General features: G+C 43.1%; 22 protein-coding genes and 1 riboswitch. Of the genes, 8 read left to right on the top strand and 14 right to left on the bottom strand.

Features of this window, described 5'->3' with window-relative positions:
* Position 1: 1 nt before the first annotated feature.
* From AC1DV1_RS19860 to AC1DV1_RS19830, 7 genes are read right to left on the bottom strand one after another with little or no spacing between them, the layout of a single operon-like run.
* Positions 2–1,285 (bottom strand): ABC transporter permease, encoded by a 1,284-nt coding sequence (locus AC1DV1_RS19860; RefSeq protein WP_477362418.1) that lies wholly within the window; start codon positions 1,283–1,285, stop codon positions 2–4.
* Complete coding sequence (locus tag AC1DV1_RS19855; protein ID WP_477362416.1) at positions 1,285–2,040, bottom strand: ABC transporter ATP-binding protein; 756 nt, start codon at positions 2,038–2,040, stop codon at positions 1,285–1,287. The genes AC1DV1_RS19860 and AC1DV1_RS19855 overlap by 1 nt, the downstream gene beginning before the upstream one ends.
* Positions 2,034–3,044, bottom strand: coding sequence for a BtrH-related acyltransferase DarH (gene darH / locus AC1DV1_RS19850; RefSeq protein ID WP_090637999.1), 1,011 nt, complete (start codon positions 3,042–3,044; stop codon positions 2,034–2,036). Before darH ends, AC1DV1_RS19855 begins: the two co-directional genes overlap by 7 nt.
* The gene (gene DarG / locus AC1DV1_RS19845) at positions 3,034–3,441 is read right to left on the bottom strand and encodes a flexirubin biosynthesis protein DarG (protein ID WP_477362414.1); all 408 of its coding nucleotides are present in this window, start codon (positions 3,439–3,441) and stop codon (positions 3,034–3,036) included. Before DarG ends, darH begins: the two co-directional genes overlap by 11 nt.
* Positions 3,442–3,460: 19 nt before the next feature.
* The gene (gene darB / locus AC1DV1_RS19840) at positions 3,461–4,609 is read right to left on the bottom strand and encodes a dialkylresorcinol biosynthesis protein DarB (RefSeq protein WP_477362412.1); all 1,149 of its coding nucleotides are present in this window, start codon (positions 4,607–4,609) and stop codon (positions 3,461–3,463) included.
* A 7-nt stretch (positions 4,610–4,616) separates the two neighbouring features.
* Entirely contained in the window at positions 4,617–5,519 is a 903-nt protein-coding gene (locus AC1DV1_RS19835; protein ID WP_477362410.1) for a hypothetical protein, read from the bottom strand.
* The gene (locus AC1DV1_RS19830) at positions 5,519–6,031 is read right to left on the bottom strand and encodes a hypothetical protein (protein WP_477362408.1); all 513 of its coding nucleotides are present in this window, start codon (positions 6,029–6,031) and stop codon (positions 5,519–5,521) included. Before AC1DV1_RS19830 ends, AC1DV1_RS19835 begins: the two co-directional genes overlap by 1 nt.
* Positions 6,032–6,342: 311 nt before the next feature.
* On the opposite strand from AC1DV1_RS19830, the gene AC1DV1_RS19825 reads away from it, so the two are divergent.
* From AC1DV1_RS19825 to AC1DV1_RS19805, 5 genes are read left to right on the top strand one after another with little or no spacing between them, the layout of a single operon-like run.
* On the top strand, positions 6,343–7,158 hold the full coding sequence (locus AC1DV1_RS19825) for an SDR family oxidoreductase (RefSeq protein ID WP_477362406.1): 816 nt from the start codon (positions 6,343–6,345) through the stop codon (positions 7,156–7,158).
* A gap of 20 nt (positions 7,159–7,178) precedes the next feature.
* Positions 7,179–7,637 (top strand): 3-hydroxyacyl-ACP dehydratase FabZ family protein, encoded by a 459-nt coding sequence (locus AC1DV1_RS19820; RefSeq protein WP_477362404.1) that lies wholly within the window; start codon positions 7,179–7,181, stop codon positions 7,635–7,637.
* Positions 7,634–8,935, top strand: coding sequence for a beta-ketoacyl-[acyl-carrier-protein] synthase family protein (locus AC1DV1_RS19815; protein ID WP_477362402.1), 1,302 nt, complete (start codon positions 7,634–7,636; stop codon positions 8,933–8,935). Before AC1DV1_RS19820 ends, AC1DV1_RS19815 begins: the two co-directional genes overlap by 4 nt.
* Entirely contained in the window at positions 8,910–9,167 is a 258-nt protein-coding gene (locus tag AC1DV1_RS19810) for an acyl carrier protein (RefSeq protein ID WP_477362400.1), read from the top strand. Before AC1DV1_RS19815 ends, AC1DV1_RS19810 begins: the two co-directional genes overlap by 26 nt.
* Positions 9,164–9,832, top strand: a complete 669-nt coding sequence (locus AC1DV1_RS19805; RefSeq protein ID WP_477362398.1) for a 4'-phosphopantetheinyl transferase family protein — start codon at positions 9,164–9,166, stop codon at positions 9,830–9,832. The genes AC1DV1_RS19810 and AC1DV1_RS19805 overlap by 4 nt, the downstream gene beginning before the upstream one ends.
* Before the next feature lie 4 nt (positions 9,833–9,836).
* On the opposite strand, the gene AC1DV1_RS19800 is transcribed toward AC1DV1_RS19805, so the two are convergent.
* Entirely contained in the window at positions 9,837–10,316 is a 480-nt protein-coding gene (locus tag AC1DV1_RS19800; protein ID WP_477362396.1) for a hypothetical protein, read from the bottom strand.
* A gap of 136 nt (positions 10,317–10,452) precedes the next feature.
* Positions 10,453–10,517: riboswitch (Fluoride riboswitch) on the top strand.
* A gap of 217 nt (positions 10,518–10,734) precedes the next feature.
* Between AC1DV1_RS19800 and AC1DV1_RS19795 the strand changes: the two genes are divergently transcribed.
* Positions 10,735–12,120 carry a voltage-gated chloride channel family protein gene (locus AC1DV1_RS19795; RefSeq protein WP_477362394.1) on the top strand — a complete coding sequence of 462 codons (1,386 nt, stop codon included), beginning with the start codon at positions 10,735–10,737 and terminating at the stop codon, positions 12,118–12,120.
* Between the two features lie 213 nt (positions 12,121–12,333).
* On the opposite strand, the gene AC1DV1_RS19790 is transcribed toward AC1DV1_RS19795, so the two are convergent.
* The 5 genes from AC1DV1_RS19790 to AC1DV1_RS19770 form a co-directional block, all read right to left on the bottom strand.
* Positions 12,334–13,074, bottom strand: a complete 741-nt coding sequence (locus AC1DV1_RS19790; RefSeq protein WP_477362392.1) for a tyrosine-protein phosphatase — start codon at positions 13,072–13,074, stop codon at positions 12,334–12,336.
* 2 nt (positions 13,075–13,076) lie between these two features.
* The gene (gene rfbB / locus AC1DV1_RS19785; protein ID WP_477362390.1) at positions 13,077–14,129 is read right to left on the bottom strand and encodes a dTDP-glucose 4,6-dehydratase; all 1,053 of its coding nucleotides are present in this window, start codon (positions 14,127–14,129) and stop codon (positions 13,077–13,079) included.
* Between the two features lie 16 nt (positions 14,130–14,145).
* Positions 14,146–15,168, bottom strand: a complete 1,023-nt coding sequence (gene galE / locus AC1DV1_RS19780; protein WP_477362388.1) for a UDP-glucose 4-epimerase GalE — start codon at positions 15,166–15,168, stop codon at positions 14,146–14,148.
* 136 nt (positions 15,169–15,304) lie between these two features.
* On the bottom strand, positions 15,305–16,288 hold the full coding sequence (locus AC1DV1_RS19775; protein WP_477362386.1) for a UDP-glucuronic acid decarboxylase family protein: 984 nt from the start codon (positions 16,286–16,288) through the stop codon (positions 15,305–15,307).
* On the bottom strand, positions 16,288–17,601 hold the full coding sequence (locus tag AC1DV1_RS19770) for a UDP-glucose dehydrogenase family protein (RefSeq protein ID WP_477362384.1): 1,314 nt from the start codon (positions 17,599–17,601) through the stop codon (positions 16,288–16,290). The genes AC1DV1_RS19775 and AC1DV1_RS19770 overlap by 1 nt, the downstream gene beginning before the upstream one ends.
* A 146-nt stretch (positions 17,602–17,747) precedes the next feature.
* Between AC1DV1_RS19770 and AC1DV1_RS19765 the strand changes: the two genes are divergently transcribed.
* Positions 17,748–19,025 (top strand): 3-deoxy-D-manno-octulosonic acid transferase, encoded by a 1,278-nt coding sequence (locus tag AC1DV1_RS19765; RefSeq protein WP_477362382.1) that lies wholly within the window; start codon positions 17,748–17,750, stop codon positions 19,023–19,025.
* A 92-nt stretch (positions 19,026–19,117) separates the two neighbouring features.
* Here the strand turns inward: AC1DV1_RS19765 and AC1DV1_RS19760 are convergent, their stop codons facing one another.
* The gene (locus tag AC1DV1_RS19760; RefSeq protein WP_477362380.1) at positions 19,118–21,019 is read right to left on the bottom strand and encodes a beta-N-acetylhexosaminidase; all 1,902 of its coding nucleotides are present in this window, start codon (positions 21,017–21,019) and stop codon (positions 19,118–19,120) included.
* A gap of 484 nt (positions 21,020–21,503) precedes the next feature.
* Here AC1DV1_RS19760 and AC1DV1_RS19755 point away from each other — a divergent pair, with 484 nt between their 5' ends.
* Positions 21,504–22,334 carry a mechanosensitive ion channel family protein gene (locus AC1DV1_RS19755; protein WP_477362378.1) on the top strand — a complete coding sequence of 277 codons (831 nt, stop codon included), beginning with the start codon at positions 21,504–21,506 and terminating at the stop codon, positions 22,332–22,334.
* Positions 22,335–22,633 lie beyond the last annotated feature (299 nt).

Genomic DNA, 22,633 nt, shown 5'->3' with positions numbered 1-22,633 from the left:
TCTATATTAAATTCTTTCTTTTTAAACCAATAAACGTTAGCGCCTGGAATACAAATGTAATTCCAACCAACGGAATAATGCTGATAACAACATCCTTTAATCCCGCGCCCTCTAAAAATAAGCCATAATAGGCCTCAATGCACCAATGTAATGGCGATAATGAACTAATTGTTTTTAATGCTCCCGGCATGGCAAATGACGGCACCATAAGGCCGCCGATGGCCGATAGTATCACTATGGATACCGCTCCAAAACCGTTTGCCTGCTCCTGCGTATGGGCAAACACGCCCACACAAATTGCGTAGCTTACAGCGCAATAACCAACGGCTATCGTTACCAATATCAAACCGAAAATATCTGCCGGTAAGTTTAACGCGGGCAAATTAATATACGGAAAAAACCATAATCCCAACGAAAAAATTACCAGCGCCTGGAACAGTGTTACACATAAATAGGTAATCTGTTTGGATAGCAGGCCTACAGCAAAATTAGTGGGCAGTGTTTTTAACCTGATAAAACTGCCGCTCACTTTTTCTCTCACCACGCTGCCGCTTAACGACATGATGATAAAAAACATGGCAAATATAGTCCATGCAGGTACGTTGTGCTGGGTAGCATTTGGTGCGGTAATGCTGCCGCCCTTTGATACCGGCACCTGCTTTATTTCGGCCTTGCCGTTCAGCATTTCCTGTTCCAGCTTTTCGGGCATTTCCTTTTCGTTTATGGCGAAGTAGAGCGTGCGCAGGATTTCCCGGCTTTCTACAATTTGTAAGGCGCTGGTTAAGGCTCCGTTTACCGAAAAGCGAATGGATTCGGGGATGGATGGGTTGTAATGTAAGATCAATGGCGTAGGTGCCGTCAGTTTTTCTTCCTTAGCCGAATCGGCCTGCAGGCCAAAGCTTTTCAGCGCTTTATTTGATGATGATTTAGCTTTTGCTTCAATCTTTGCCGAAAAATCGGGCGGAATGGTAATAGCCAGCATGGCGTCGGCGTTATGCATGGCATCGCCCATTTGCTGTTCGTTTAAATTTGATGCTGCCTGCACCACTTTAAACATGCCAATTTTGTTGATGGTGGTTGTGAGTTGTTTGCTTAGTTTACCGGCATCTTGATTACAAACCACTACGGTGAGCTTGTTTTTGTTCATCAACTGAAAAGTGCTGTTCTGGATAAGCGTAACCACAATAACCAAAATAACGGGCATGATGAACATGAGCGATATGCCCACTTTGTCGCGCAGCAATATCCTTACATCTTTTACTATGGAGGCCCAAAGCTTAAACATTAGTTCCGGTAATCCTTTCCTGTTAAGTTTAAAAACAGTTCCTCCAGGTCCTGGTGGCCGTACTCTTCCAGCAAACTATCCAGTTTTCCTTCCCTAACAATCTCGCCCTTATCAACAAGCGCTATCTGTTCGCACAAGCCCTCGGCTTCGGCTAACTGATGCGAGGTATATATTAATGTGGTACCTTCTTTATTCAGCTGTTTTAAGTAATCGATGATGGCGTGGCGGGTTTGTACATCCACACCAACCGTAGGTTCATCCAAAAACAATATCTTCGGATTATGAATAACCCCTATGGCCAAATTAACCCTGCGTTTCATCCCTCCCGAAAAATTTTCAACGGCGTTATGGCTCACATCTGTAAGGCCTAATATCTCCAGCAATTCTGCCGACCGCTGCGCAATTTGTTTACGGTTTAAGCCGTACCATGCCCCAAAAAACTCCAGGTTTTCTATCGGGCTTAATTCCTGGTAAAAGGAAAAATCTTGTGGCACAAAACCAAACAGCTTATTTACAGCCTTGCTTTTGGTGCCAATTTTATGACCCAATAATTCAACCGAGCCTTTATCTGCAACCAGCAAGCCTGTCATCAAATTCATGAGCGTGGTTTTACCGGCACCATTCGGACCAAACAACCCGAAGCGCTCGCCTTCGGCAATCTTTAAATTCAGGCCATCGTAAGTCACCCCCGAATTACCCGGATAATGAAAACAAAGGTTTTCGATATTTACGGCGAGGGATGTTTTGCTTACCATTTAATATTTTTCAGCAGTGTAAAAGCTTTCTTTTCTATTTCGGCAATTTCTAACAAATAGTTGCCCATTACATTAAAATCTTCCTGGCTGCCTATGCGGCCTTTGTAAATACCAGCAGCCTGTACAGCGGCTGTTCGCCACATGTCACCCGCTTGCGTAAACATCTCTGATGCCTGTAACAATACCGGGTTGGGCAGGTAATCATTAGCCTGTTGTAAAAACGCGGCATAAATATACCTGAACCCGCCGCCGCCTGTGCCTATTTCTTCCTGCATACGCACCAACTGTGCCAGGTACAAACCTGCAGTTTTAAGGCCCAGCTTATCGCGCCAGCCTTTTATTTTATTGCCCGTATATCTTATACCGTTTACACCAGCGAAAGGACCGGGGATAGAGATCATGTTAAATGCATTTTTTTTAATGCCGCTTTTAATCGCACTCCTGATCTGGTCGTCGGTAATTTCTGTTTGATTGGCAGGATAGTATAATTGTCCTTTTGGTGCCAAAGCCCCTTTGGCAAAACGCACACGCTCCAACTCGTAGCTGGTTAGTGTGGTGGCGTGCTCCATAATAGGGTCGCTAATCAGGTAATTATCACCTTCCTTGCCAAAAACAATAAGGTTGTGTGCATTAAAATGAAAACGGTATTCTTTCGGGAAATAGGATAAATAGTAAACCCCTACCTGCGCGCCAACCGGCTGCCCGGCTTCAAGGCTTTCCATCAAAGCGGCCTCGGCCTTTTCTTTCGAGCTGAATTTTTTCTGTATCACCGGGATCCCCAGTGATTTGCAGGTACGATTAAAAATAAAGCCCGGCATAGAGCGAAAAGCAATTGCCGGCCCGTTATTTATTTTTATTAGCGGTACGTATACAAAAAACAGCCCGGCACCAATACCAAAAGCCAGCGGCTCGGTTATTTTGCCGTTCGAGATCTTTTTTAATAAATTACTGGTAACCCCCGATTCGCAATGTGCAGCTTGTCCGTGTTCAAAATCAATCTTCATGCACATCCATACTTTTTAGCTCATCAACCTTTACATTAAAGGCTTCGGCATATTTTTTTAAATCTTTTTCTGATAGTTTATTAAACACACCGGGTTTCAGGTGGCGTTTTATCTGCCATTTCCAAAAACCGGTATAATCGGCCAAAATACTTAAGTCCATTAGCCGCCACTCCATAAAAAACAGCAGCGGGCTGGCCTCTCCGTTCAAAACCCTTTGTTTAGCGTTGGCAATGCGGCCATCAATTTCCTGCCAGGCCACATCAAGCGCGGTTATTTTTACATCCCATCCATCGCTTAGCTGGGTTACATACTTCCCGTCGCTATCGGTAGCATAGCAAACCTCTTTGGTAATTTTACCAAGCGAGCTTAAATCCTGGGGTACGTTTTCTTTTTTCATTGTAAACTGGCTTTTCCCGTTAAACAACAGTAAGCATAGCATACATATACGAGAACCTTGAACTTTCGGGCACCAGCAGCAATATTTTTTCGCCAACTTTTAGTTTGCCACTGTGAAACAACTCGTTTATCATTAAGTAAACAGAGGCCGCGCCAACGTTACCTACGGTATAAAGGTTCATAAACCATTTTTCGTAGGGGATGCCGCCGCCATAAATCTCTACCATATCATAAATTTTCGGCCTGAAAAAGTCGCTGGAGATATGGGGTAAAAAATGGTCGATATCTAAGGTGGTTAACCCGCGTCGTTCAAAAATCTCTTTTATTTTGGCACCACCCAACGGAACGATATTATCGCTCAGCAAACCAATATCCTGCTTAACGCTGAAAATGGATTTGTTCATCACCTCTTCGGGTGTATAATCCATAAAGCCTTTCAGGCTGCCATCGGCCTGTTTTTCGGCGCCCATATACATACAGGCGTCCATCTGGTTGGCGTATGATACCCCTTCAATCCACTCCACTCTTAAACTTAAGCCGGTTTCGTTAGGCTTATCGGTCATCAAAAACGCCGAAGCACCATCGGATAACATCCAGCGTAAAAAATCTTTATGGAAAGCGATGTAAGGATTTTCGGTAAGCTCTTTTAATTTCTGCGCTTCCTCTTCAAACACGTCAGACACCAGCAGGCCCGAAAACCTTTCAGACCCGGTTGCCACCGCTTGTTTGGCATCGCCCGATTTGATGGCCATAAAAGCATATTTTAAAGCATGCATCCCGGCGCAGCAAACCCCTGCCGGCGATACTACCTCAATTGCGCCAGCCTCGGGTAGCCAGCCATGTGTCATTACGCCGTGGCTGGGCATCATCTGGTCTGGAGATGAAGTGCCGCATGATAGGATATCGGTATCCTCTATTTTAGCATTGGTATTTTTAAATAGCTCTTTAACGGCCAACGCTGTCATCTGGGCATTGGTATGGGTAGCTTTTTTATTTTTATCAAGTGCATAATACCGGGTAGTAATTGCATTATTACGCAGTACAATTTTTTTTGATTTGGAAGGCTTATTATCAATATAACCCAGATACTGCTCCATATCGTCGTTTGCAACGGGCTGGTTGGGTAAAAAAGCAGATGTGGCGTTTATATAAACCTGATTAAAAGACATGTATATTTTAATTTAGTTGTAAGTAAAAGTTCTTTTTCTCCTGTATCCTGTCGCCAAAAAACGGCCTTATTAAAATCATATCAACCGTTAGCGCAATGGGCGCAACAATAAACAGGGCAAAAAAAAGATAATATTTAAAAGCTGCAAGCCATGCCGATTTATTTTTGCGTTTTGAAATAATTTTTGCCCAAACCGAAAATATGATCCGGGCCTTTCCTTCAATAAACATCAGCGGGTATTTAATGTTTACAGCATCGTTGTGCATTAGTTCATCCTGCAGGCTATCCCAATAGCCAACCATATTAAGCCTGGCTGCTATAACCCGGCCAAATTTGGCAGTTTCCTTTATCTCCTGCTCATCAACACCCGGCTTGGGGAATATATTAAGGTAGCTTTCTTTTTTACCTGTAAGCATCCAGTAAAAAATGGTAACAAAGCTTATGGGATTAAGGTGCCTGTCAACCAGGGCAATATTACCAACCAGTCTTCCTCCGGCATCCTGTATAGATTTGCGCACCCGCACAAAGGCGTTTAGCCACATATTGCGGGCTGCACTGATAGTCACAACAGGCGTATCTTGTACTACTTTGATAAAGTCGGGGTGGTTAAGCAGTGAATTTGAAGGGATGCTGGGCGATAAAAACCAGGGCTGGTAGCCCACAATAATCATATCGTATTTGGTTTCCTTTAATACAAATGGCTCAATTTGGGCGGGCACACCTAAAACACAATCGGGCATAACGGCAAAAAAACTGGAACCGGTCCATGGAAAATTATAGCTGTTTACCATTTTTATCTCTACCTTTTCAACCGATGCCCCGGCGTCAATAATAGGCTGCGTTAACGAGTCGATGACATCGCGCATCTGTCCCGATTGGGTATAGTAAATAGCTAATATCTTTTTACTCATTATTCGGCAGGTTTAAGGTCCTCGGTGTGCAAAACTTTGGAGGTCTTGCTATAATCAACTATGGCCCGCTGTACTACAGGCGGCAAGGTTTTAAAGTTTTTTATCACCATAGTTTTATCCTTTTCGATATCTGTACGATAATGCACAATTTTAGGGGCTTTTTCCTGGATAACCAATCGTAAAAAATGCAGATCGGTGTTATCAGGCTCGGCCAGCAGGGCTGTTTCCAGCTTAATGCGACCTGTTTTAAAAAAGCTCAGCTTATCTTTGGGCTTGCCGGCAAGGCTGGCTTTTTTCATTAGCAAAGCACCCTCATAGCCACTTTTTGCTTCGGTGCCGGCATCAGTAAATGTGGCCAGTTCCTGGTTAATTTCGTCAATATTATCGCTTGCCATTGCTTTATAAAAAGCAGCTTTTTCTAATTTCTGCGCATACAGCGCGGTATTATTGCACGCTATAATTATCAGCACAAAACAAACAAAAGCAACGCGCTTTTCAATATAATTCTTCATAAAGCTTACCAAATGTAATAAATATTATGTGCCCTGCAAACAGCGTTTGCGCTTTACCAATAAGCATAAGCGCAACCGTTTTTGCTTCATTTAGTTTTATTTTTTTTCAATAACTTAAACCTGCATATCCTGATGTAGGATGTTTTTTGTGGGCAATGGTTTAACTATGCCCAATTAATAGCGGTTACACCATTAAAAATCGATTTTCTTTCGCTTACTTTGGGGTTTGAATTTTTTTCGGAAATTTAATAGCAAAATAATTACACTATCTTCCATACCATAAACAATGAAATTAATTAACAGCAACTTACATGGATAAAACTAAACAGTTTGCTGGTTCATGGGCTGTAATTTTAGGAGGATCCGGCGGATTCGGATTCGGGGCTTTGCAAAAGCTTGCCGCGCATGGCATGAACGTAGCGGTTTTGTACCGTGAAACCTCTATTACCGAAAAGCCGCTCAAAATAAAACTTAGCCAGATTGCAGATGCAAACGGTATAACCATCCTGCCGTTTAACATAAACGCGCTTGAACAAACCGGGCGCGATTTATTTTTAAAACAATTTACCGAAGTTGCTGTACATAAACATTGTGTTAAGTTATTACTGCATTCAATAGCCCGGGGCAATTTAAAACCACTGGCTACTGAATCAGAAAATGCCGACAGCACCGCCGTTCTTTCAACTGATGATATACAGGCCACAAGCTATGCTATGGCCAATAGTTTGCTTGACTGGACAAGGCTGTTGCTTAACGCCGGGCTTTTTAACGCCGATGCCCGTATTATAGGCCTTACCAGCGATGGGGCACATAAATATTGGGAAAGTTACGCGGCGGTATCTATTGCGAAGGCATCATTAGAAAGCCTTGCAAAATATATGGCTGTTGAATTCAGCCGCTTTGGTATAAAAACCAATTTGATACAGGCCGGGGTTACCGAAACGGCATCATTAAAAAGAATACCGGGCAGCGATAAATTAATTGAACTGGCCACGGCAAACAATCCTATGGGCCGGTTAACAAAGCCCGCAGATGTTGCAAACGTAATATATATGCTTTGTACCGACGAAGCCTTCTGGATAAATGGTGCATTGATTCATGTTGACGGTGGCGAACATTGTTTGTAACTATATTGATTTTTAGAAACATGAATAACCATATACTTAATCATTTACCATACAAATCTACCTTCCGCTTTATTGATAACATTACATCATTAAATGAAAACGGGGTTACCGGCGATTTTACGCTGAAACAGGATGCTTTTTTTTATGAAGACCATTTTGAGGGAAACCCAGTTACGCCAGGCGTTATTATTACCGAAATTATGGCCCAGATTGGTTTGGTTGTGCTGGGTATTTTTTTGATTATGAAAGAGCCCGGTAATGATTTTACCAGCGATACATCGCTGTACCCGGTGCTTACCTCAACCGATGTTTCTTTTTACAAAATGGTTTTACCCGGCCAAAAGGTTACGGTTATTTCACAAAAACAATATTTTCGTTTCGGCAAGTTAAAATGCATCGTAGAGATGCTGAACAGCGAGAAAGAGATTGTTGCCAGGGGTACATTTGCCGGCATTATTAAACATCTTGACTTAAAATGAGCAGGCGGGTAGTAGTTACCGGTATGGGCGTTGTATCGCCAAACGGCATCGGGGTCAGCACGTTCCTTGATTCCATACAAAACGGCGTGTCGGGCATCAAATTTCAGCCTTTGTACGAGGAGTTGAAATTTAGCTGCCATGTTGCGGGCAAGCCCGATTTTGTCCTGGAAGATCTTAAAACCAAAAACTACATATCTGAGGTGGTTTTTCACGGCCTTAAAGGCACCAATATTGGTTATGGCCTTATGGCCGCGCTTGACGCCTGGGCTGATGCCGGGCTGGAATATGATACCGACGAAACCCGCTGGGAAACCGGCTGTATTTTTGGCAACAGTGTATCTGACACCGAGGCCATGAAAAACGTAATTACCCGGGTTGATAACAAAGAGGCCAAAAAATTAGGTTCGCGCGTGGTGGAGCAGGCCATGAACAGCGGGGTTACCTCCTATGTATCGGGCCGTTTAGGATTGGGTAACAAAGTAATCACCAACTCGGCGGCTTGTGCTACAGGTACACAGGCTATTTTAATGGGCTTCGAAACCATTAAAGATGGTTACGCCAAACGAATGCTGGTTGGCAGCAGCGAATATGTTGATACCTATGTATTCGGTTCCTTTGATTCCATGCGCGTGCTATCCCGTAAATATAACGATAAGCCCGAAAAGGCATCAAGGCCGATGAGTATAACTGCCGGTGGCTTTGTGCCGGGCTCTGGTTCGGCAGCACTGGTTTTGGAAGACCTGGAATTTGCTTTGGCCAGGGGCGCAAAAATTTACGCCGAGGTTTTAGGCGGTTCAACCAATAGCGGCGGCCAGCGGATGGGCGGCTCCATGACGGCGGCTAACCCGCAGGGTGTTATCAAATGCATTGAAGATTCAATAACTAATTCAAAAATAAGCGCTAACGATATTGACCTCATTAGCGGCCACCTTACTGCTACCAATGCCGATATGCAGGAAATTCAAAACTGGTGCAAGGCGCTTGGCCGGGGCGGCGACGATTTTCCACTGATGAATTCACTTAAATCAATGATTGGCCATTGCTTGAGTGCGGCAGGATCGATCGAAGCTGTGGCATCAATATTGCAAATGGAACACGGGTTTGTTCATCCAAATATAAACCTGGATGATCCTAATCCCGAAATAGGCAACCACATCAATTTAAACCGTTTGCCTGTTTCTATAGTCAAAAAAGACATTAATATTGTTGCTAAAGCTAATTTTGGCTTCGGCGACGTTAATTCCTGCTTAATATTTTCTAAATTTAACCCTAATGACACGACAAGAGATTTTAATTGAACTAAAAAAAGTTTTATCGCCATATACCCTTGATAAAGAAGCCCTGGCCAGCATAGACGAAAATACCGACCTTATTAAGGACTTGAAAATCAATTCGGCCAATCTTGTTGATATCATTATTGATGCGGAAACCAAATACAATATCGAGATAGACTACGATGCTGCGGATAAAATGGTGAACGTGGGCGGCTGTATTGATGTAATTGAAGAAAAGACTAACCAGCAAACATGATCATAAGTGCCGGTAATGATATTGTAGACCTCCAGGCTATCGACACTGAGCGAACAAGAGAACCAAGGTTTTACTCCAAATTCATTACCGGCCCCGAAACTCAATTACCAAGCCTGCCCCAACTGGCGGCTATGCCCACTGAGTATTTTGCCTGGCTTTTATGGTCGGTTAAGGAGTCGGTTTACAAATTTGAACAGCGGCATAATCCCGGGCTTGTTTTTTCTCCCTCAAAAATTGTTGTCGAGCATATTACCCCCGCTTTGAGTATGGCCTGTGCTACCACCGGGCCAATTGAAGGCCAGGGGTTTGATGAGCAGCCTTGTTACAACAGCATCATCGCTTTTAACCAAAATAAGTTTTACTCCCGGTCGATAATTACCAGCGGTTTTATTGTAACAGTAGTTAACAACAGTGATAATTTCGAAAATATGTACTGGGGGGTTAAGCCTATTGAAGATAGCAGTCCCGCATATCAATCAATACAAGTACGGGAGTTTATCTTAAAAAAACTCGGTACTTTTTTTGAATTCAACCAGCTAAATATCGTCAAAATGCCGTCCGGCTGCCCCATTTTACATGATGGATTGACCGAAACAAGTATACCTGTTTCATTGGCACATCATGGGCATTACGTGGCCTATGCATTCCACTTAGCCAACGTATAGGATACTAATTAGCTAATGCTTCTATCTTTTTGATATCGCGGTAGCAGATGTATAATGGGATAAAACCGAAAATGCCAAAACAACAATCAATGCAGCGCCAATAAATGGGGATACCACGTATAGGGCCGGCAATAAAGGCCAGCGGGAAAACCATAACACAGGCTATCATCCCAAACTGAATTATCCAGATATTTTTTACAGGGTCACGCAGGGGGCCAATAAAAGTAGTGGCTATAACCAGGTGCCCAAATGCCAGCCAATCGGTTCCATAACTCAGATAGGGGTAGTTTTCATTGGTTGTTTTTACAGCCTGGTAAACCTGTGCTATCCAATGATGCATAAACGGCGGGAATATGGTTACATTGGCCAGGAAAGCCAGCTCGGTTTCAATGGGGAAAGCAGTTACGCCGCTTAATACCAGCCCTATAATAAATACAATGATCCAGGTTTTTACTTTTTTGCGGAGGTGAGGTTCGGTTTGCATAATGGGTGTTCAATTTATTTTAAATGAAATGAAAATCGCCAAGTGATTAATCGAGAAAACAAAAGTACTTTGATATACAAAGTTACTCAAATTAATTTAAAAGCTACATCCTTTTTAAATGCTTTGTGATTATATTTGTTGCAAAGGAAATGGTGTCTTCCTACTCAACCGCCCTAAAAAGCTGATGGCGCCTGCATTAATTAACCCGTGGAGTAATATTCTGCGCTAATTTTTTGTAGGTGAAAAAAATTCCGATCAAACCCGTTTCAAAAACATACCACCGCCCGGCACGGCCAGTATCCCCCTTCTGTCACTTATCAGCGTATCAATCGGTAAGCATCAATGCTTTTATGTTGTTGTTTTGCTGCATCGTTTACAATCCACCAATTTTAAAACTAAATTAGCGTCGCCATAAAAAATGAACGATAACATTTTTACGTCCGATTTTTTTTCGACAGTGAAAAACCTGCTTAGGTGGACACTGCTCATCATCCCTATTGCCGTAGCTATAGGCAGCATGGTAGCTTTGTTTTTATGGCTGCTGAGCTGGGCCACGCATTTCAGATTTGCCCATACTTACCTTTTATATTTACTGCCCCTTGCTGGGGTAGCTATCCATTTTATATACAAACTCGCGGGCAAACCGTCAGAAAAGGGAAACAACCTGATTATCGACGAGATCCACAAGCCCGATTGCGGTGTACCCAAACGTATGGCGCCGGTGGTATTGCTTACCACGGTGATTACCCATTTATTTGGCGGATCGGCCGGGCGTGAGGGTACAGCGGTACAAATTGGCGGCAGCATAGCGCAGGCCTTTGGCAAATGGTTTAAACTAAACCCTGCCGATACCCGCACCATACTTATTGCCGGCATAGCCGCGGGCTTTGGCGCTGTATTTGGCACCCCTGTTACCGGGGCTATATTTGCAATGGAAGTTTTAACCATTGGGCGCATACAATACAATGCCTTATTGCCCTGCCTGATGGCCAGCATAATTGGCGATGTTACCGTTGCCGCCTGGGGCATTCACCACACAGCCTATCATATTGATGTGTTTGCAAGTGTGCCGCATTGGTATGCAACTTATACGGCCTTTGATTTTTTACTGCTTGGCAAAATAGTTTTGGCTTCGGTGGCCTTCGGGCTGGCCAGTTACCTGTTTGCGTACCTGGTATATGGGCTAAAATCTTTTTTTGCAGCCATTGTTCCAAAACCCTGGCTTACCCCGGTACTTGGCGGCTTAATCATCATTGGCCTTACCGCTCTTTTGGGCAAGCCCGATTACCTGGGCCTTGGTATCGATGCCGGGCATGCCGGGGCAATTACTATACCATCGGCATTTAATGCCGGCGGGGCCGATACCTGGAGCTGGCTTTGGAAAACCATTTATACAACCGTTACCCTTTCAAGTGGCTTTAAAGGCGGCGAGGTAACACCATTGTTCTACATCGGGGCAACCCTGGGCAACACGTTATCCGTTTTAATGGATGCCCCGGCAGGCCTTTTTGCCGCACTTGGTTTTATTGCGGTATTTGCGGGCGCAACCAATACCCCGTTGGCTTGTACTTTTATGGGGATTGAGCTTTTTGGCAGCCAGTATGCCTTGTTTTTTGCGGTGGCTTGTTTTACAGCCTATTTTTTTAGCGGACACTCGGGCATTTACGGTTCGCAACGCATTGGTATTGCCAAAACGCCAGGCCGCTATGCCGATGCCGCAACACTGGCCGAGGCAGATAAGCGCAGGCGGGGATACATGCGGCAGAAACTGGCTAAGTATAAAATTAAAGGCAAACAGGAGTAATTGATGATAGAAGCCGGGCAACAATTACCAAAGCATCTCCTTTCCGTCGCCGTAAAAAGTGGCAACGAATTTGGATGAAGACAGGAACATTTTGTTGTACCGGAGCGAAAGCCCCGAAATGCAAAAAAGACACCCGTTTAGAGTGTCTCTTTTTGTTTCATTTTTGCTTATATACCTGAAGGCATATACTGCTGTTTCATTTATTGGTTTTCTCTAAAAAAGCAGCTTGTTTTTCAACGGGGTATCAAACATAAGTTTCTCCAAATAAGTGGTACGTAAGGCATCCTTGAGGGCCATAGCATGCCTTTCGTGGTGCATATCACTTGATATGAAATCTATCAATTGATTATCTATCAGCAATTCCGCTTTTTTCTTTACCTCACTACCGTAGTATCCTGTTAAGGATATAGTGTTTAGTTGCATACTACAACCCCAGCTCTGGATGTTTTTGTATTGTTCAATCTCCAAATATGGGTACCTTTCGGGGTGCGCTAAAATAGGCTTATATCCCAAATCGTTTAATTTTTGCAAAACAGGAATCATGTTTGGTGGCTGGTTGATAAACGAAAACTCAAACAGTACATAATTATCGCCCATGGTCATCAACTTCCCTTCATTTACACGCGCCTCAAAGGTCTCATCAAAATAATGTTCGGCAGCAGTTTCTACAGGTATATCTATATTTTCTTTTACCAGTTCGGCCTTCAATAACTCCAGCGATGCAGCAATTGTTTCGGGTGTGTTCCGATAAAAATCAATCATAACGTGTGGTGTGGCAATAATTTTTTTTATCCCCAGGTCCATCATCTTCCTGATCAGGATCACCGAATCCTGCGGTGTTTGCGCACCATCGTCAATTCCCGGCAAAACATGCGAATGCATATCAACCATGATAGATTCATAGTTGAAGGTTATTTCTTTTTTTACCTTTTTCTTTTTAAAAAAACCAAACATAGTTAACGGTTATTGTACTGCCCCTTGTAATATTGCTGGTAACTACCCGAAGTAACGTGGTTAAGCCATTCCTCGTTTGCAAGGTACCAATCTACGGTTTTTTCCAATCCTTCTTCAAAAGTAATGCTTGGTACCCAGCCAAGCTCGGTTTTCAGCTTCGTGGCGTCTATGGCATAACGCAAATCATGGCCTGCCCTGTCTGTTACGTAGGTGATCAATTTCGCCGATTCACCTTCGGCCCTACCCAGTTTTTTATCCAGTATAGTACAAAGCAAATTAATCAGGTCGATGTTTTTCCATTCATTATGGCCACCAATATTATAGGTTTGGCCGGCTTTGGCATTGTGGAATATTACATCAATGGCCCTTGCATGATCCTCTACCCAAAGCCAGTCGCGAATATTCTCGCCTTTGCCATAAACAGGTACAGGTTTACTTTGTTTAATATTGTTGATAGCCAGCGGTATCAGCTTCTCCGGGAAGTGGAATGAGCCATAGTTATTTGAGCAGTTGGATATCACGGCATTCATGCCATAAGTATCCTGGTAAGCGCGTACAAAATGATCTGAACTGGCTTTAGATGCCGAATATGGCGAATGCGGATCATACGCTGTTTCTTCGGTAAACATTCCATCCTCGCCCAAAGTACCGTACACTTCATCGGTTGATACGTGGTAAAAACGGGTTTGATCATAACGTCCTTTCCAGCTTTCGCGGGCGGCGTTCAGCAAATTTACAGTACCTACCACATTGGTCATCACAAACTCCAAAGGATTGGTAATCGAACGGTCAACATGTGATTCAGCTGCAAGGTGGATTACGGCATCCGGCTTCTCGGTATTAAAAAGATTATTTATAAACTCAAGGTCAACAATATCACCTTTAACAAAGCTGTAATTCGGCTCGTTTTCGATATCTCTTAAATTTTCGAGGTTACCAGCGTAGGTCAGCTTATCTAAATTGATGATATTATAATTTGGATACGTTTTCACAAAGCGGCGCACCACGTGCGACCCTATGAAACCTGCGCCACCCGTAATAATTATTTTTTGCATTTGCTGAAATTTAAGTTTATAGCGGATTTTGAGCTATATATTTTTCCCATTCCCAGGCTGATGACATCATGGTTTCTAAACCCAATTCTGTTTTCCAGCCAAGCTTATTGGTCGATTTGGTTACATCGCCCCAAACCTTTTCCACATCACCGGCGCGGCGCGGACCAATCTGGTAATTTACCTTTACCTCTGTTGCTTTTTCAAACGCGTGGATCACTTCTAATACAGTACTCCCCTGGCCGGTGCCCAGGTTAAACACATCGTATCCCTGGTAATCGTCGCTCTCGGCCAATTTCAGCGCCGCAACATGTGCTTTTGCCAAATCAACCACGTGGATATAATCGCGCACGCAGCTACCATCCGGGGTGTCATAATCATTGCCGAAAACAGTTATTTTTTCGCGTTTGCCAATGGCTGTCTGGGTAATAAATGGAACCAGGTTTTGCGGTACGCCAATTGGCAATTCGCCTATAAGCGCGGTTTCGTGCGCACCAACCGGGTTAAAATATCTTAACGATACTACTTTATAGCTGCTGGTACCAGAAGCTATCATATCTTTCAAAATCTCTTCGGCTATTTGCTTGGTATTGCCATAAGGCGATTGCGCGGGCTGTACCGGCGCTTCTTCGGTTACCGGCAATTGCTCGGGCTGGCCGTAAACAGTACAGCTTGATGAGAACACAAAATTCAATGGTTTACTATAATAAGCATCCAGTAAATTGATAAGCGAATAGAAATTGTTACGGTAATACTTTAACGGTTTTTGAACCGACTCGCCTACTGCTTTAAAAGCAGCAAAGTGAACGATACCGGCAACATCGGGCTCGGCAACGGCCAGCGCTTTTACGCCGGCTTCGTCGCACAGGTCAAGCTTATGAAAAACCGGTTTGTAGCCGATGATTTTGGCCAGCTGATCTAAAATTTTAGGGTCTGAGTTTGATAGGTCGTCAACAATAACAGGTTCGTAGCCTGCGTTTACCAGTTCGACAACGGTATGGGAGCCAATAAATCCGAGGCCACCGGTCACTAATATCTTCATTTTTAAGTAGGGTATATAGTAAGCCATAAAGGTAAGCAAATGGATGAATTTACATACCTCCTTTTGCTAAACAACCACCTTTTACTTTACTAAAAGGTGGTTATCCAGGTATTATTTATAGAAAGGACATGTTTTACTATTTATTATAGTAAGTAAAATCCTTATGGTTTATTTCGGTTTCGGGCAACGATTTAAAGTAATCCAACGTGATCTTTAAACCTTCGCTCCTTGATACCTTTGGCTCCCAGCCTAAAATAGCTTTTGCCTTGGTAATATCCGGGCGACGCTGTTTCGGATCATCAGTAGGCAGTGGCAGACTAATCAATTCCTGGTCGGTGCCGGTTAATTTGATAATCTCTTCGCCAAATTGTTTTATCGTGATCTCGTCGGGGTTACCAATATTCATGGGCTGCGCGTAATCGCTGTGCAACAGGCGGTAGATGCCTTCAACCAGGTCATCCACATAACAAAATGAACGGGTTTGCGACCCATCGCCAAACATGGTTAATGATTCGCCCCTGAGCGCCTGCCCAATAAAGGCGGGCAATACCCGGCCGTCGTTTAACCGCATCCTTGGGCCGTATGTATTAAAAATACGTACTATACGTGTTTCTAAACCATGAAAGGTATGGTAGGCCATGGTAATGGCTTCCTGGAAACGCTTGGCTTCGTCATAAACGCCCCTTGGGCCAACAGGGTTTACATTGCCCCAGTATTCCTCGGGCTGCGGGTTCACGTTCGGATCCCCATACACCTCAGATGTAGATGCTATGAGCATCCTGGCACCTTTTGACCTTGCCAAACCAAGCAGGTTATGTGTACCCAATGAGCCAACCTTTAAAGTTTGTATTGGGATCTTCAGGTAATCTATCGGGCTTGCGGGTGAGGCAAAGTGCAGGATATAATGCAATTCGCCCGGAACAAATACAAACTTGGATACATCATGGTTGTAAAACTCAAAATTTTCGAGTTTGAACAGGTGCTGTATATTGCGTAAATCGCCGGTAATTAAATTATCCATGCCTATTACATGGTAATCTTCTTTAATAAACCTGTCGCAAAGGTGCGAGCCTAAAAAGCCCGCCGCCCCGGTAATTAAAATTCTTTTACGTTCTGTCATTAACTAACTACTTTACGTCCGATGCTGCTGTAATAAAAACCATAATCTTTCATCCTGTCCAGGTCATATAAATTACGTCCGTCAAATATAACAGGCGCGTTTAACTTTTCTTTCATGAAATCAAAATCCGGGGTACGAAAAACCGGCCATTCGGTAACAATCAATAAAGCATCGGCGTTTTCAAGTGCCGAGTACCTGTCTTTGGCATAGGTGATTTTATCACCAAGTAATTTTTTAACGTTTGGCATTCCTTCAGGGTCATATGCGGTTACCGTAGCACCCGCAGCAATAAGATCATCAATGATGTATAAAGCCGGCGCTTCGCGGATATCATCGGTCTCGGGTTTAAAAGCCAATCCCCAAAGGGCAAAGTGTTTGCCTTTCAGCCCATCAGCTCCATAATGCTCGCGCAGCTTAACTACCAGGCGTCTTTTTTGTGTTTCGTTAACTTCCATTACCGAGTTCAGTATCTTGAACTCATATTTATTTTCCTCGGCTGCTTTTGAAAGGGCCTGCACATCTTTAGGGAAACAGCTGCCGCCATAACCAACACCAGGAAACAAGAAGCGCTTGCCTATACGGGCATCGGCACCTACGCCTTTACGCACCATATCCACATCGGCGCCAACCAGTTCGCACATGTTGGCAATCTCGTTCATGAAGGTTATTTTGGTGGCCAGGAATGAATTTGCCGCATATTTTGTAAGTTCAGACGAGCGTTCATCCATATAAAGAATAGGGTTACCCTGGCGTACGTATGGCGCGTATAAATCGCCCATAATCTGGCGGGCTTTCTCGTCCATGGTACCTATAACTACCCTATCTGGTTTCATAAAATCTTCAACGGCCACTCCTTCGCGTAAAAACTCGGGGTTTGATACCACCGCGAAAGGCACATCGGTATTGGCTTTTAGCACCGCGGTTACTTTATCGGCAGTACCTACCGGTACAGTTGATTTAGTTACGATAACCTTATACTCGGTAATAAGCTTTGCAATATCTTTTGCGGCGCCAAGCACATAGCTCAAATCGGCAGATCCATCGGCGCCCGGAGGAGTAGGCAAGGCCAAAAATATAACTTTTGCAGGAGCAATCGCTTCGGCAAGGTTGGTGGTAAAGGTTAACCTTTCCTGTTTTATGTTCCTGTTAAATAACAAATCAAGTCCAGGCTCATAAATCGGCATTTCACCCGCCCGCATCTTGTTCACTTTTTCTTCTACAATGTCAACACATATAACTTCGTTTCCGGTTTCGGCCAGGCAGGTTCCGGTTACCAATCCAACATAGCCAGTTCCGATTACAGCAATTTTCATAGTTTATTTTTGTTTTTTAGTGTTTAGTATTTTGTTTATGGTATAGCAAACAAGCAGCCCTTAACGGCACGGACTTATTATTTATTACAGTATAAGGTTTTTGTTGTTAATTTTAACCTTTGCTAATATACAATTCATGCGCTAAAATGATATTATATACTATTGGATTACGGCTCTATTTTATAACCATTTACATAGCCTCGCTGTTTAATCAAAAAGCAAGCCAATGGATAAACGGCCGGAAGAACCAGAAACTTATACGTATAGACAGCAGTATTTGGTTTCATTTTGCATCATTAGGCGAATTTGAGCAGGGCAGGCCCATATTAGAGGCGATAAGGGCCTTATATCCGCAGGAAAAGATTGTAATTTCCTTTTTTTCGCCGTCGGGTTACGAGATCAGGAAAAGCACGCCACTTGCCGATTTTGTGTATTATTTACCATTGGACACGGCAAAAAATGCCACACAATTTATTGATGCCATACAGCCTGCCATGGCAATATTTACCAAGTATGAATATTGGTACCATTTTTTTAAAGAGGCGCATACCAGACAAGTTCCCCTGTACATCATATCGGGAATTTTTAGGCCCAAACAGGTATTTTTTAAATGGTACGGCGGCCTGCACCGCAAAATATTAAGCTTTGTAAGCCACTTTTTTTTACAGGACGAGGCATCAAAGCGACTATTGCAATCTATTGGTATAACTAACGCTACAGTTAGCGGCGATACCCGTTTTGACAGGGTATGGGCCAATGCCCAATATTCCAAAGAAATTCCCGGCATTGCCGAATTTATAAACGGTCAAAAAGTTTTCATCGCCGGCAGCACCTGGCCACCGGATGAAGCATTGCTGGCCACCCTGCCTGAGCTATACCCAGGCTGGAAATTTATTTTTGCCCCCCATGAAATTGGCGAAACCAGGATAAATAACCTTATTAATTTATTACCAGCAGGATCGGCAATTAAATACTCCGAATTAATTCAAAATTCAAAATTCAAAATTCAAAATCAGGAGCCGACAACTCGCTACTCACCACTCAAAACTCAAAACTCAAAACCGTCAGTCCTGGTAATTGACAATATCGGCATGCTTTCGTCTTTATATGAGTATGGCAACATTGCCTATATTGGGGGAGGGTTTGGCGTGGGGATACATAACACGCTGGAGGCGGCCGCATTTGGCTTGCCCGTCATCTTTGGCCCTAATTATCAAAAATTCAATGAGGCAAGGGAGCTTATCGCTTTAAAAGCCGGGTTTAGCATCAGTGATGGCAGCCAGCTCAAAGGTATTGTTGATACGTTGGTTAATGACGAAGCTTTTTACAACATTACTGGAAAAAAAGCGGGCGATTACGTAAAGGAACATATCGGGGCAACCCAGATGATATTAGACCATATTATCACGCTGCCATTCGCCTGATAAGATAAGCCATTTTATCAGCCACATCGCAAAAAAAGAGACCCGGCTCTTTTCAAAGTCAGGTCTCTTTTTTACTCCGGGTGCTCAAAAAATCACTTTGCTTTCTTAGCTAAATCAGCCAATGGCATAGTTGTCATGCGGCCAATTACTTTTTTACCGCGATAGGTTATCACCCTTAGTTGCGTTGCATCTTTGGGTGCATCAACAGGGGCCGTGTATTTTGGATAAAAATTATCAGGGAATGAGTTATCAAAGCTGTAATAAATATCCAGGCCAGGGGCTTCGCTGGTAAGGGTTATTTTAAGTGTATTATCCGGATTTTTGGTAGCACTGAACGAAGGATCGTAAACACTTGGCGCGTATTTGGTCTCGGCCTCGTCAAAGCGTTCAAAATGTTTTTCAACCTTGCCAAAAAAGTATGGCCAGCTTTTTTTCTCTTTGGGCGACCATACCAGTTCGGCAATGGCCATACCACGGGGCCAGGTCATGTACTCTGCCTGGCGTATGTTGAATACCTGTTCTGTCCACAGGTTGGCCTGTGCGCCTTTTATCAGCTTGGCATCTACGCTATCGGGTACAGGCTCATATTCGTAGGTTTTGTTCAGGCGTAGTTTAGCATAAACTTTGGTTTCGTTTACGTCGCTTTGCATATAATCCAGGTAGGCAAATGTTGTTGGGCTCATCACCACATCGTGACCCATTTTAGCTGCTTCAATACCGCCTTTAACACCCCGCCAGCTCATTACAGCTGCGTTGGGCCCAAGGCCGCCTTCCAGTATCTCGTCCCATCCCATAAATTTTTTCCCTTTTGATTCTACTATTTTTTCAAGGCGTTTTTCAAAATAGCTTTGTACCTCCTGCTGCGTTTTCAAGTTTTCTTTTACCATCAGCGCCTTAATAGCCTCACTTTGTTCCCAAAAGTTTTTAGCGCACTCATCGCCACCTACGTGAATATAGCCAAAGGGGAAAAGCTGGGCAATTTCGGTCATCACCTTATCCAAAAAAACGTATACGCTCTCATTAGCCGGGCAAAGGGTATTATCTACAATGGCGGTATTATGCGGCCCGTTCCAGTTCATAAAGGGCTCGCCGGAGTTTACTACATATTTATCGGCACCTGGAGTACATGAAAGTTCGGGATAAGCCACTACTGCGGCAAGGCTATGGCCCGGAACATCAACCTCGGGCAAAATATTAACAAAACGGTCCTTGGCGTACTGTACAAGTTCCTTTATATCTTCCTGGGTATAAAAACCACCATAAGTGCGTGGCTCATCAGCAGTCGGCGGGGTAAATGTGCCAAACTGCCCAACTTTTTTTACGTTATAAGCGCCAACCGTAGTTAGCCTGGGCAGGCTTTTAATTTCTACCCGCCAGCCTTCATCGTCGGTTAAATGCAGGTGCAGCAGGTTAAGCTTGTATTTCACCATGTTATCAATATACTGCTCCACCTCGGCTTTGGTAAAAAAGTGGCGGGCAACATCAAACATCAGGCCCCGCCATTCAAACCTTGGGTAGTCGGTAATATCAACCGCGGGGGCTGTCCATTTAACTCCTTTAACAAACTCCTTACTTTCAATTTCTTTTGGTAATAACTGCATAAAGGTTTGTACACCATAAAATAAGCCTGCGGGGGCATTTGCTTTAATCACCACTTTTTTTGCAGTTACCGATAGGTTATAACCTTCGGCACCAATAAGCGGGTCATTTTTTTTATTGATAACAAATTTTATGGATGCCGTTGGTGCAACGTTTTTTACCGCTACTGCAGTACCGGCCGCAGTGCCAAGTTTCTTTTTCATATACGCTATAACCGGTGCCAGCCCGGCCTGGTTACCTGTTTCCAACACAACAATTTTGGGCAATACAAATTTACCTGCCTTTTGGGTAACCTTAACGGGCTCGGGGATAATTGACAGGGCATTGTTAGGCGCCTGGCCAAACGACAAGGCGTGCAGGCCACAGCAACCGAGTAACATGATTAATTTTTTCATAAAGAAAACTTAGTTTTTTGAATGCGTTTATAATTGGAAACGTTACGCAAATTATACTTTTTAAATAATATTAAAAAGTGTTGCGCGTGTAAAATTTGTATTTGGTGCATTAAATCTGCAACATTAAAAAAATGATTGAACGATTACCACAGAACGTTTAAGCCATTGCAGATGAGAAAAGCAAAAAGGCATACTTTAATTCTGTATAACTGATACCAATGTTCCGTTCTGCCCAAGCATGTGTCTCGAAGATCATCGCCAAAAAAAACGATCAATTTAAATCATAAAAAAACTATTTTATAATTAAGTAAAAAAACTTCCTCGTAATTCCCTCAGCGTTTTTAATTAAAATTAAGTCTCTGTTAATCTTTAGCTTACTCCATATTTTTTATTTTTATTATGTACTTTAACAAGGTAAAATAACCTTGCAGGTAACCCTATAAAAATCATCAACCCAAATTAATCACCCCAAACAATCTTTTTTATGCAAAATGTTTCTTTTTATTCCACAGCAATTTTTGCGTGGCTAACCACCTTTGGCATTAATTTATTGAGCGCCGTGCTTGTATTGATTATTGGCCTTTATATTATTAGTTGGATAGGCCGATTACTCACGGTATCAATGGCCAAAGGAAAAATTGATGTATCGCTCCAATCGTTTTTACGCAGCGTAATGACGGCCGGCCTAAGGGTTTTGCTGTTGATAACAGTTGCCGGGATGCTGGGCATTCAAACCACATCGTTTGTAGCCATTATTGGCGCCTTAGGTTTGGCTGTAGGCCTGGCACTACAAGGCTCATTGGCCAACTTTGCCGGAGGTGTGCTTATCCTGATTTTTAAACCATTTAAAATAGGCGACATTATTGATTCGCAGGGGCAAAACGGCGCGGTTATCGAAATCCAGATTTTCAACACCATATTGCTTACCCCCGATAACAAAACGGTTATACTGGCAAACGGGGCAGTATCAAACAACACGATTGTTAATTACAGCAGGCACGGCAGCATTAGGGTAGATATATCGCTTGAAATAGACCCACAAAATGATATGGACTTTGTGCGTAAAATAGCCACCGAAGCATGCCTGAGCCATCCGCTTGTTTTATCAGAACCAGCGCCGGTTATAAATGTATCCAAAATAAATGAAGGCAAAATCGGGCTTGGCGTTTGCCCTTTTACCAAAGCACAGGATTATTGGTCGGTGCTTTTTGGCGCCCAGGAACTTATCAAAAAGGCTTTTGATGAACATAAAATAGGCATTCACTCTCCACATTTATTTATCACCCAGGTGCCGGGCGCTACAACTAAAGCGTAAATTAATTTATAATACTAAAGTTTAAGCAGCTATATCAGGTATTACATAACAAGAGGCTGTATCATAAATCATGATCAGCCTCTTTTTTATTATTAATGGTTTATTGCTATAAAATCAATTAGTTATCTATGGTTTTATTTGTTTTAACAATCTGATTTTCATATATTTAAAGTATAGATATATGAGATATGGCAATCAGACAACCTGTTTTCAAACACTATGATCAGCAGCAAATATTAGCTATTCCGCCAACCCTGGAGGAGCTAATCCCGCAATCCCATCCGGTTAGAGTTGTCAAT

It is taken from the genome of Mucilaginibacter sp. P4_D1 (assembly GCF_056401935.1).
Note: the sequence above shows the minus strand (reverse complement) of the source record. Positions and strands in the feature narration are given on the sequence as shown.